The sequence below is a fragment of the Delftia acidovorans NBRC 14950 genome (genome assembly GCF_001598795.1).
In the GTDB taxonomy this organism is placed as follows: Bacteria; Pseudomonadota; Gammaproteobacteria; order Burkholderiales; family Burkholderiaceae_C; genus Comamonas; species Comamonas acidovorans.
On record NZ_BCZP01000020.1, the window covers coordinates 93,709 to 104,878 of the forward strand.

The following is an 11,170-nucleotide window of genomic DNA, read 5'->3' on the forward strand; positions in this document are numbered from 1 at the left end:
CGACCTGCCGCGGTCGCTGCAACCGCTCAGAGCGGCGCGCACACCAGCCGGCTCAGTTCGCGCAGGGCCAGCGAGGTCTTGCGGATCAGCGGCGTGGCCTTTTTCTTGGCCGACTGCGCCAGGCACAGCGTGCTCACCACATGGGGCGACTCGATGGGAATGCCCACCAGCTCGGCATCGGTCAGGTGGCTGCGCATGGCGCTGTCGGTCAGCGCGGCGTAGCCGTAGCCGCCGCGCACCAGGTCCAGGATGGCCGGCACGCTGGACACTTCCCAGACCACGTTGAGCTTGACCTGGGACAGCGTGGCCTGCGCTTCCATCAGCTTGCGGAAGATCTGGCCGTGCTGCGGCATGATCAACGGAAACTGCGACAGCTCGTCAAAGCGCACGCCGCTGCGCCCGCCCAGGGTGCGCGCCGGGCCGATCAGGCACAGGCGCTCTTCCAGCACGGGCGTGACCTCGATGTGCGGATGCGGCTCGGGCGTATAGACCAGGCCCAGGTCCATGCGGCCCGAGGTCAGCCATTCGGCGATGTTCATGGAAAAGCCCTCGACCACGGCCAGGCGGGCCTTGGGCATGTCCTTGCTGAACAGGTCGATCAGCGGCAGCGTCAGGCGCCGCGCCAGGCTGGGCGGCAGGCCCACCACGATGCGGCCCACGGGCTCGTCGCGCTGGCTGCCCAGATCCTCCTTGGCCAGCGCCACACGCTGCATGATGGCGTGGCCGTGCTCCAGCAGGCGGCGGCCCGCGTCGGTCAGCGTCACGCCGCGGCCGGTGCGGATCAGCAGGGTTTCGCGCAGCTCGGTCTCCAGCGCCCGCACCTGGCGGCTCAGTGCGGGCTGGGCCGTCTCCAGCAGCACGGCCGCCTTGCTGAAGCTGCCGGTCTCGGCCACATGCACAAAGGTCTCTATCTGCTGCAAATTCATGTTCTATCGTCTCCTCACTTATGCCATTTTGCTATAGCTGCTAGCGGCGGCGATGGCTAGGTGCTTTGCGGCGAACTGACACAATGCGGCGACTGGATCATCCAGCCGCTCCCGCAAGAGAGCGTAAAAAACAAGAGCGGCCCGTGCATTCCCGGCATAGGGCCAAGCCACCCAGCAAGCCCAACAGCGACTCGGAGACAAACCATGAAAGACAGCGCCTTCAGCATCAATCGCCGCCAGGCGGGCCTCGCCCTTGGCGCCCTGGCCCTGGGCGCGCTGGCGCCCGCGCGTGCCCAGTCGGGTGCCGCCGCCAACTGGCCCACCAAGCAGGTGCGCATCATCAATCCGTTCCCCGTGGGCGGCGGGCCGGACGGCACTTCGCGCCTGGTGGCCGACAAGCTGGCGCGCCTGTGGAACCAGCCCGTCATCGTGGAAAACCGCCCCGGCGGCAACGGCTTCATCGCCATCGAGGCCTTCAAGCGCGGCGCCACCGACGGCACGGACATCATCCAGCTGGACAACGTCCACCTGGCCGCCTATCCCCATCTGTTCAAGAAGCTGCCCTACAACATCGACAAGGACTTCGAGGTCGTCCTGCCGCTGTTTCGCACCTTCTTCTTCGTCTGCGTGCCGGTCAACAGCCCCTACAAAACCGTGGCCGACCTGATTGCCGACGCCAAGGCGCGCCCCGGCAAGCTGAACTACGGCTCGTGGTCCGTGGGCAACCCGGTGCACCTGGGCTCGGCCCTGCTGGAGTCGCTGACGGGCACCAAGATGGAACACGTCATCTACAAAGAAACCAGCCAGCTGTACACCAGCGTGGCCACGGGCGAGCTGGCCTTTGCCTTGGGCTCCTCGGGCACGGCCGGCCCGCTGATGCGTTCGGGCAAGCTGCGCTTCCTGGCCGTGCTGGCACCCCATCGCCTCAAGGGCTATGAAGACGTGCCCACCGTGGCCGAGTCCGGCGGCCCGGCCGACGCCGTGGTCACCGGCTGGAATGCCTTTGCCGTCTCCAAGTCCACGCCGCCCGCCGTGGTCGAGAAGATCCGCCAGGACACCATGAAAGTCCTGCGCGAACCCGACATCCAGCCCAAGTTCCAGACCTTCGGCTACGAGAACTACTTCCCCACGCCCGAGGAGTTCAAGGCCTTCATCGTCGAAGAGAACAAGCGCTTTGGCGACGTGATCCGCCGCGCCAAGATCGAGCTGTAAGCCACAGGCCACAGCAGGCCGCAGACGCAAAAAAGCCGCCGTGCCGCAAGGCCGGCGGCTTTTTTCATGCCGTCTTCAGCGCGACAGCCCGCGCGCCGCAATCGGCCACAGCGCGTGCACCACGCCGTCGTGCAACACCACCAGCTCGTCGTGCAGGTTGAATGTCGGGTCCACGTGCGAGGGCAGAAGCTGCAGCACGCTGCCCAGGGCGGGCGCCTGGGCGCCCGGCTCCACGCGCACCACGCTGTGCTCGTCGTTGATGGCCACGCAGCGCAGGCCCGGCGTGCCGTACATGGCAGGCGGCCCGCATTCGGCCGAGGTGGACTTCAGGCCCACGTCCAGGATGACGCGGTCCGGCGCGGGCGTGCTCATCACCGTGGACAGCAGGAACAGGCTGCTGCGAAAGGCCAGCGCCCCGTCCCACTCGTTGGCGCCGTAGTCGCCATCCATGAAGGCATAGGAGCCCGGCTGCAACTCGGTGTAGACGCCGCTGGCCGCGTCGAACTCCACGCTGCCCGTGCCGCCGCCCGTGATGGTGTGGCAGGCCATGCCGTTGTCGCGCAGCAGTTGCGCGCATGCCGCCGCCTGGCGCGCCGCCTCCCGGCAGACCTGCGCACGCTCTTCGCGGCTGCGCCGGTGCTGCACCGCGCCGTGGTAGGCCTGTAGGCCTGCGAAATTCACGCCCGGCAGGTCATGCGCCTGCCGCGCCAGGGCCAGCACGGCCTCGGGGCCCGTGACGCCGCAGCGGCCCTGGCCCACGTCCACTTCCACCAGCACGTCGATCTCCACGCCCGCCTGCGACATGGCCCCGGACAACTGCACCAGGTTGGCCGCGTTGTCCACGCACACCGCCATGCGCGCACTGCGCGCCAGCCGGGCCAGCAGCGCGTGCTTGGCGGGTCCCACGACCTCGTTGCTGATCAGGATGTCGCGCACGCCGGCCGCCACAAAGGGCACGGCCTCGCTCACCTTCTGGCAGCAGATGCCGCGCGCGCCCAGCGCCAGCTGGCGCAGCGCGATCTGCGGGCACTTGTGCGCCTTGGCATGCGGGCGCAGCGCCACGCCGTGGCGGTCGGCCCAGTCCTGCATGGTGCGCAGGTTGGCGTCGAAGACGGTCAGGTCCAGCGCCAGGCTGGGTGTATCGACCCGGTCGAGCGGATCGCCGGGCCGTGCGGCAGGCTCCATTGCCAGGCCGCTGGAGTCATCGTGCAGGGGCATGGGGCTGTGCCTCATTCCTGCGGGGGCGCGTATTGGGCGATGACCTCGGCCTCGGTCATGGTCGGCGTCTGGTTGGCGAAGTCGTAGTAGCCGGGCTTCTTGTCGATGTAGATCTGCGTGGCCAGCTCGAAGTCCTGCGACTCGAAGGCGCCGGCCGGCACAAAGTACTCGCCCGTGGCGTGCAGCCGGTAGTACAGGTGCGTGCCGCACTGCTTGCAGAAGGCGCGCTCGGCCCATTCGGAGGATGCATAGGTGCCGATGTGCTCGCCGCCCTCGAACTTCACATCGGGCCCGCAATGCACCGCCAGCATGGGGCCGCCGCCCCAGCGCCGGCAGTACCCACAGTGGCAGGCCCCGATTTCCCGGGCCTGGGGAGAGACAAAGCTGACTGCGCCGCAAAGACAGTGACCGTTCATGGTGCGTGGACCTTTCCGTGGGTTGCAAGTAGCTGTGATTATTCACAGGTGCCGCGCATCATAGGCGATGGCGCAGCGCCTGCAAACCGCGGCGCCCTACACTGCGCGCCATGCAGCTTTTTCACTTCAGCGAAGACGGAGATATCCGGCAATTCCAGCCCCGCCCGGTCCTGAAGGCGGCACCCCGCCGCCAGGGACAGGAATGGCTCAACGGCCCCCTGGTGTGGGCCATCGCCCATACGCATCAGCGGCTGTACCTGTTTCCGCGCGAATGCCCGCGCATCGTCATATGGCCGCACGAGCACAGCACCCGCGAAGACAGGGCCCAATGGCTGAACGCCCTGCCCGCCGCAGCGCTGGCCGTGGCCTATGTGGAGACCGCCTGGGCCGCGCGCCTGCAAGCGGCCCGGATACACCGGTACGAGCTGCCAGCCGATACGTTTGAAAGTCTGGAGGACGCCGGCATGTACGTGAGCCGGCAGGCCGTGCAGCCCCTGCGCCGGGACCTGCTGGTCGATCTGCCGCAAGCGCTAGCGGAATGCGGCACCGAGCTGCGCATCGTCGATTCGCTGCAGCCGCTGCGCGGCGTCTGGGACAGCTCGCTGCATGCCAGCGGCATACGGCTGCGCAATGCGGCCAGCTGGGCCTGAGCGCACTTGCATTCAAAGACCAACGCCTCTTTCCAACATGCCCCGCAATGACAACCGCCTCAAGGTCCTCTTCGTCTGCAGCCGCAACCAGTGGCGCAGCCCCACGGCAGAGCAGGTCTGGCGCAGGCACCCTGCCTTGCAGGTGCGCTCGGGCGGCACCAGTGCGGGCGCCCGCCACCGCGTGTCGGCCGACGATGTGGCCTGGGCCGACGTGATTCTCGTGATGGAGGAAAGGCACCAGTCCCGCCTCAAGGCCGATTTCGGCCGGCTGCTGGCGCAAAAGCGCGTGCATGTGCTCGATATCCCTGACGAGTACCGCTACATGGACCCCGAGCTGGTGGACATGCTGCAGACCGCCGTCAGCGCACTGCTGCAACTGGACTGAGCGCCGGACGCCACGGCGACGGCAACCATAGGCAAGCACGTAGGCAAAAACAGTCAATTGCATTCGGACGTACGCTATAGTAACGAACGGTATCAAAAGCACGGTCTGCCGTATGACAAATGGACGACTGGATACCCTCCAGGAGGACCCCCAACCGAGGCTGAAATGCACGATGCCATCACCAACCCCACGCAAGCTGCGGTGACCCCGGTGGCGCCAGCCCCCCTGGAAATACCCGATTACGAACTGCTGGAAACCTTGGGATCGGGTGGCTACGGCACCGTCTACCGCGCGCGCCACCGGCGCACGGGTGCATCGGTGGCCATCAAGGTCGTCAGGCTGCAGGAAGGCGGCCGCCAGGTGGAGCGCTTCCACCGCGAGACCATGCTGTGCGCGTCCCTGCACCATCCGCACATCGTCCAGTTGCTGGACAAGGGCGAGCAAGGCGACTGTGTCTACGGCGTCTTCGAGTATGTGCCCGGCGAGACCCTCAAAAGCCTGATCCGCCGCCAGGGCGTGCTGACTGCCGCCGAGGCCGGCCGCCTCATGGCCGAGGTGCTCGATGCGCTGGACTGCGCGCATGCCGCCGGTATCGTGCACCGCGACCTCAAGCCCGACAACGTGATGGTCACCTCCACGGGCGCCGTGCGTCACGCCATGGTGCTGGACTTCGGCATCGGCACCGTCATTCCCCAGTTTGCCGGCCCGCAGGTCTCGCAGCTCACCATGGGCGACGAGTGCCTGGGCACGCCGGCCTACAGCGCGCCCGAGCAGCTGCGCGGCGAGCCGCCCAGCGCCCGCACCGACCTGTATGCCTGGGGGCTGATGTTCCTCGAATGCCTGACGGGCACGCCCGCCGTGCAGGGCGCCTCGGTGGCCGAGATCGTGCACCGCCAGCTCAGCCCGCAGGAAGTGCAGCTGCCGCCCGCCATCTCCACCCACCCCATCGCCACCTTGCTGCGCAAGGCGCTCAAGAAGCGGCCTGCGGAGCGCAGCGACTCGGCGGCGGCCCTGCTCAGGGACCTCATGCGCGTGCGGCTGGACGATCTGGTGGGCCAGTTGCCCGCCGCCGCCCAGGTGCAGCAGGCGGACCTGACACGCACCGTGGCCACCACACGCGTGTTCTCCGAAGTGCGCCAGCTCACCGTGCTGTGCTGCAGCGTCTCCCTGTGGCCGGGCAGCGACATCCACGGCATGGACAGCGCGGCACGCACCGCAGGCCAGCCCTCGCAGGGGCTGAACATCGAAGACATCGAACTGCTGCAGCGCGAGGAACTCACGCTGTTCTCCGACGTTGCCACCCGGCGCGGAGGCATGCTGGCGGGCACGCTGGGCGACCGCATGCTGGTGCTCTTCGGCTACCCGCACACCAGCGACACCGATGCCCGCCAGGCCGGCATGACGGCGCAGGAGCTGCTGACGCTCAGCCGCAGCCGCGCGGCCGCCATCGAGCAGGTCCACGGACTGCACCTCGGAATCCGCATGGGCCTGCACACCGGCATGGCCGTGGTGGTCGGCGGCGAAGCACCCTCGGGCCATGCCGTCAACGTGGCCATGCGGCTGGAGGCCATCGCCGATGCGGGCACCCTGCTGGCCAGCGAAAGCAGCCATCGCCTGCTGGCCCGCCATGCGCGCTTCGAGAAAGCCGGCAGCCTGCGCCTGCCCGGCCAGCCCACGGGCATGCAGACCTATCGCCTGGAGCTGGAGCAGCCGGCCGAGCCACTGCCAGGGCCTGTGTCCGATGCGGCCTTGCAGTGCATAGGCCGCGAACCCGAACTGCAGCGCCTGAACGACGCATGGGCGCGGGCCCGCGAAGCCGGGGGCAATGCGCTGTGGATTCGCGGCGAGCCGGGCATCGGCAAATCCTGCCTGGCCGACATGCTGCTCGTCCACGCCAGGACACAGGGCGCGAACACCGTGGTGCTGCAATGCCAGCCCGAGCACCGCAACACCGCGCTGACCCCTTTCCTGGGCCTGATACGGCAGCGGCTGGAGGCGGCCGATCCCCCGCAGGACCACCGCGAGCAGATGCGCGAAGCCCTGCGCGCCGCAGGCTGCGATGCCGAGGCCGCCCTGCCCATTCTGTGCGCCTGGCTCTCGCTGCCCCTGGGCGACTGCGAGCCCAGCCGCATCTCGGCCGTCATGCAAAGGGCGCTGCTGCTGCAGTCCACCGCGCAATGGCTGCTGCACATGTCCGAAGCCGAGCCCTTGCTGCTGGTCGTCGAAGACGTGCACTGGGCCGACCCCACCAGCATCGAACTGCTGGAGCAACTGGTAGCGCGCCTGCCCGGGCGGCGCGTGCTGCTGGTGCTGACGGCGCGGCCGCAGTGGCAGCCGCCCGAAGGCCTGCAGGCCGAGTGCGTGGACGTGCGGCGCCTGGAAGACGCGCAGGCCACCGAGCTGGCCCGCCAGACGCTGGCGCCGCGCAGACTCAGCCCCGCCGTGATCCGCCACGTGGTGGAGCGCACCGACGGCGTGCCGCTGTTCATCCAGGAAATGGCGCGCATGCTGCTGGACGCCCACCTGGTGGAGCAGGACGGCGTCTGGGACTTTCGCCATGCCGGGCTGCCGGCCGCCATTCCGCTGACCCTGCGCGACTCGCTGGTCAGCCGCTTTGACCGCATCGGCCCTCTCAAGCCGCTGCTGCAACTGGCCGCCACCATGGGCCGGCACTTCGACTTCGGCCTGCTGTGCGCCTGCGTGGAACGCCCGCAAGGTGAGGTCGAACAGGAACTGGCGCAACTGGGCCAGGCCGGCCTGGTCATTGCCGATGAACGTGCGGGCGCCGGCGCCTTCATGTTCCGCCACGCGCTGATCCGCGACACGGCCTACGAATGCATGCTGGCATCGCAGCGCCGGCTGCTGCACCGCGACGTGGCCCTGGCCCTGATGCAGCACCAGCCCCAGCGCGTTGCCGCAGAACCCGCAGGCGTGGCCCAGCACTGGGCAGACGCGGGCGACCATGCCCAGGCCGTGGCGCTTGCGGTACGGCAGTTGCGCATCACGCAGCTGCGCTCGCTCAACGATGAAACCATTGCCTACGCGCGCCACATCGACGACTGGCTGCACCAGCTCCAGGGCGTGGCCCAGCGCGAGGCGCGGCTGGACGTCAACAGCTACGTGACCCAGGCGCTGATGAACAAGCACGGCTGGGCCCATGCCCAGGTGGTGGAAAGCATCGCGCTGTCGCAGGAGTTGCTGGCCGGCCCCGGCGCCAATGCGGTGGCCGACTACAAGCAGGTGCAGCACCTGTGGATGCTGATCACCTACCACCACGTGGCCAGTAACCGCGAGGAAGTGCGCCAGCTCAGCCACCGCCTGCTGGAGCAGGCCGTGCGCCAGCAGGACACGGGCGTACTGGTGGCCGCGCAGACCTACCTGGGCCTGGCCCACTACTCCGACGGCCGATTCGAGCAGGCCGAAGAAGCGCTGACCGACGCCATCACTCGCTACGACCCCGTGGCCCATGCCCACCATGCGGCCGAGTTCGGCTTCGACACGCGCGTCTGGGCCACCTGCGGGCGCGCCCTGGTGCGCTGGTTCGCCGGCTTCGACCAGGCCGCGCTGGCCGATGCGAACGACGCCGTGCGCCTGGCGCACGAGGTCTCGCACATCCCCTCCCTGAGCATGGCCCTGCTCTACCAGGCCCTGGTCCACCAGGCGCGTGGCGACAAGGAAAGCGCCTTGGCCACCACGGGCGAGCTGCTGGACATCACGGCCCGCTACGGCCTGCCCGCGTTCTCGGGCTATGCGGACATCATCCGCTGCTGGGCGCTGGGTGACAGCGCAGGCAGCGCCAGCGCCGAGGGCATTGAACGCGCCAGCGGCACGGCGCAGCTGCTCTGGGACATGGGCTGCCGCTACTGCCAGACCTACTACCGCTCCTTCGTCGCCGAAATGCTGGCGGCCAGCGGGCGCTGGGCCGAGGCCCTGGACAAGATCGACGAGTGCCTGCGCCTGGCCGACGTGCTGGACGAGCGGCTGCACAGCAGCGAGCTGCACCTGAAGAAGGCCCGCTTCCTGCTGGCCATGGGCGCCAACCACGCAGCCGTGCAGGACAGCCTGGCCCAGGCGGCAGGGACTGCGCGCACCGCCGGCAAGTACCGCACCGAAACCGAGGCGCTGGCCCTGTCGCAGGCCCTGGCACCCGCCAGGCCGGACGTGGCCGCGCGCCTGAGTGAGCTGGCCGCATTGCGGCCTGAACTGTCCGTGCACCTGTCCGGGCCCCTGCCCGGCCAGGTGCATTTTTCTTGAACCGAGGATGAAGTCACATGACCACCCAGCTGCAGAATACTGAACCGTTGCTCGCATTCCGCCTTGCCTATCTGCGGGCCATCGCCCGCTCCTGGCAGGATGACGCCTACCGCCGTGATCTGCTGGGGCAGCGCGACATCCAGCCCATGCTGCACCGCGACTTCAGCCTGCCGACCCAGTGGCCCCAGGTCGATGTGTCGCTGCGCCTGAGCGACGACCCCACCCAGCGAGCCGAATGGAAGCCCGTGCTCACGGCCGGCTGGATCGGTCCTGACGATGAATTCGTCATCGTCCTGCCCCAGGCGCCCCAGACCCATGCCTCCGAGGCGCTGGCCGCCTACTACCAGCTGTTCCCCAACTTCATGGGCATCAGCACCTCGTTCGAGGAACCGAGCAACGGCACGCTCAGGGCCGCCCTGCCCACGGGCCTGGGCATCCCCGGCGGCGGCCCGGACTCGCTGCTGGCCTTTGGCGGCGTGGTGCTGCGCGCCATCGCCCTGGCCTGGCAGTCGCCCGAGTTCCATGCAGAGCTGACGCGTGACGATGGCAAGGACAAGGCCCCCGTGCTGAGCCAATGGCTGGGCTACAACAACCCGTTCAACTTCCAGGTGCGTTTCGAGACCGAGCAGGCCTTCACCTGGGATGCGGCACGCGGCGAATGGAACCTGCAGCGCGCAGACGGCACGGCCATCAAGAACGGCATCGTGCTGAACTACCCGGTGGCACCCGCCGAGCAGGACCTGTGGGCCATCGCCCTCACCTCCTACAACAACACCGGTGACGCCTACCCCTTCACCTGCTGATACGGCACCGGCGCAGCTGCAAGGGGCCACGGCCACCTTGCTGCTGACGCTGGCGGCACGTGCCCGGGCGGCAGGTCCGGCAGCTTCCACGGAACTGCCGGACCTGCCGCCTTTTTCCGACCCCGAGGCGCGCCGCATTGCCGCCGCCCTGCCCCAGGCCAGCGAGGCCCATGCGGCCGACCCCGCCTTTGTACGCAGCGTGGTGCTGCGCTCGCAGCTGTTCGACCGGCTCACCACCGAATTTCTGACCACCCATCCGTCCGGCCTGTGCATTGCGCTGGGTGCAGGACTGTGCACGCGGCGCAACCGCCTGGCACCCGAGGCCGGCACCGCACGCTGGCTGAACGTGGACCTGCCAGACGCCATCGCCCTGCGCGCGCAATACATTGCAGGCCCTGAAGCCAACCTCGCCTGCTCCATCCTCGACACCTCCTGGCTGGACACCGCCGCCCTGCCCGGCAACCAGCCCGTTCTGGTGCTGCTGGAAGGCGTCTGCCCCTATCTTCCCCAGGCTGCGCTGGAGGCCATGCTGCAGCAGCTGGCCCAGCGCTTTGCCGCGCCCGGCAGCCCGCCGTGCACCGTCGTACTCGACCATGTGCACCCGGCCCTTGCGCGGCTGCCCATGCAGGTGGGCGGAATGCGCCTGCCCGTCGTCTCCGGCTTTGCGGACGGCGCGCAGATAGAGCGCATCCACCCCGCCATCCGCATCAGCCTGCAAGAGCACCTGTATGCCCGCTTCTCGCAGCAGCACCAGCTGTTCGAGACCGCCTTCCACGCCACCACCGGCCAGCACCCCTATGCCGTCGTCCGCCTTGAACTCGGAGCACAGCCTCTTGCCTGAGCCCACGGCCCCGGACCTGTTCGTCCACGCCTTTCGCTGGCACGAGAAATTCCTGCCGCCCGTGCAGCAGGGCGACCGCCTCTTGCTGGCCAGCGAACGCGACACCCTGGCCCTGGGCTCTGCCGCCGTGCTGGCGCTGAACGCCCCGCTGCAGGCCGGCACCAGCCTCATGCAGCACTGCGCCGCAGCGCCCGATGCGCCGCTTGCACAGATGCTGCACGCCCTGGGCGCCCTGCTGCGCCAGGGCCTGGTCCAGCCGGTGCTGCACAGCGACTTGAACGGCCACGGTTATCTGCAACCGGATTTCTCGGCCCCGCCCGTGCGCCTGCAGGCATCGGAGCAGATCGACATCGTCATGCTGACTGCAGCGCTGGACAGCACAGCTGCCTGCCGCTGGGCTGCGGCCGTTGCCGGGGCCGTGGCCACGCAGGCACCCGCCCCCGCCCCCACCCCCGCCCCCGCCCC

9 protein-coding genes and 1 pseudogene are annotated in these 11,170 nt (G+C 68.8%); 7 read left to right on the forward strand and 3 right to left on the reverse strand.

Going from position 1 to position 11,170, the window contains the following annotated elements:
- Positions 1 to 26: 26 nt before the first annotated feature.
- Complete coding sequence (locus DA1_RS22110; RefSeq protein WP_012206163.1) at positions 27 to 926, reverse strand: LysR family transcriptional regulator; 900 nt, start codon at positions 924 to 926, stop codon at positions 27 to 29.
- 204 nt (positions 927 to 1,130) lie between these two features.
- On the opposite strand from DA1_RS22110, the gene DA1_RS22115 reads away from it, so the two are divergent.
- Positions 1,131 to 2,138, forward strand: coding sequence for a Bug family tripartite tricarboxylate transporter substrate binding protein (locus DA1_RS22115; RefSeq protein ID WP_013801912.1), 1,008 nt, complete (start codon positions 1,131 to 1,133; stop codon positions 2,136 to 2,138).
- A gap of 75 nt (positions 2,139 to 2,213) precedes the next feature.
- On the opposite strand, the gene DA1_RS22120 is transcribed toward DA1_RS22115, so the two are convergent.
- Positions 2,214 to 3,356, reverse strand: coding sequence for a DSD1 family PLP-dependent enzyme (locus DA1_RS22120; protein ID WP_034394941.1), 1,143 nt, complete (start codon positions 3,354 to 3,356; stop codon positions 2,214 to 2,216).
- 11 nt (positions 3,357 to 3,367) lie between these two features.
- Entirely contained in the window at positions 3,368 to 3,772 is a 405-nt protein-coding gene (locus DA1_RS22125) for a GFA family protein (protein WP_034394943.1), read from the reverse strand.
- A gap of 110 nt (positions 3,773 to 3,882) precedes the next feature.
- On the opposite strand from DA1_RS22125, the gene DA1_RS22130 reads away from it, so the two are divergent.
- The 6 genes and pseudogenes from DA1_RS22130 to DA1_RS22155 form a co-directional block, all read left to right on the forward strand.
- The gene (locus tag DA1_RS22130; protein WP_034394946.1) at positions 3,883 to 4,422 is read left to right on the forward strand and encodes a DUF6886 family protein; all 540 of its coding nucleotides are present in this window, start codon (positions 3,883 to 3,885) and stop codon (positions 4,420 to 4,422) included.
- A 37-nt stretch (positions 4,423 to 4,459) separates the two neighbouring features.
- Positions 4,460 to 4,807, forward strand: a complete 348-nt coding sequence (locus DA1_RS22135) for a low molecular weight protein tyrosine phosphatase family protein (RefSeq protein WP_034394948.1) — start codon at positions 4,460 to 4,462, stop codon at positions 4,805 to 4,807.
- Between the two features lie 165 nt (positions 4,808 to 4,972).
- Positions 4,973 to 9,061 (forward strand): TOMM system kinase/cyclase fusion protein, encoded by a 4,089-nt coding sequence (locus DA1_RS22140; RefSeq protein WP_034394951.1) that lies wholly within the window; start codon positions 4,973 to 4,975, stop codon positions 9,059 to 9,061.
- Between the two features lie 17 nt (positions 9,062 to 9,078).
- Complete coding sequence (locus tag DA1_RS22145; RefSeq protein ID WP_034394953.1) at positions 9,079 to 9,864, forward strand: BMA_0021/BMA_0022 family TOMM bacteriocin; 786 nt, start codon at positions 9,079 to 9,081, stop codon at positions 9,862 to 9,864.
- A complete protein-coding gene (locus tag DA1_RS22150; RefSeq protein WP_230590884.1) occupies positions 9,839 to 10,705 on the forward strand; it encodes a class I SAM-dependent methyltransferase in 867 nt (288 codons plus the stop codon). Before DA1_RS22145 ends, DA1_RS22150 begins: the two co-directional genes overlap by 26 nt.
- Positions 10,698 to 11,170: pseudogene (locus DA1_RS22155) on the forward strand (TOMM precursor leader peptide-binding protein); the annotation flags it as partial. The gene DA1_RS22150 and the pseudogene DA1_RS22155, both read left to right, overlap by 8 nt.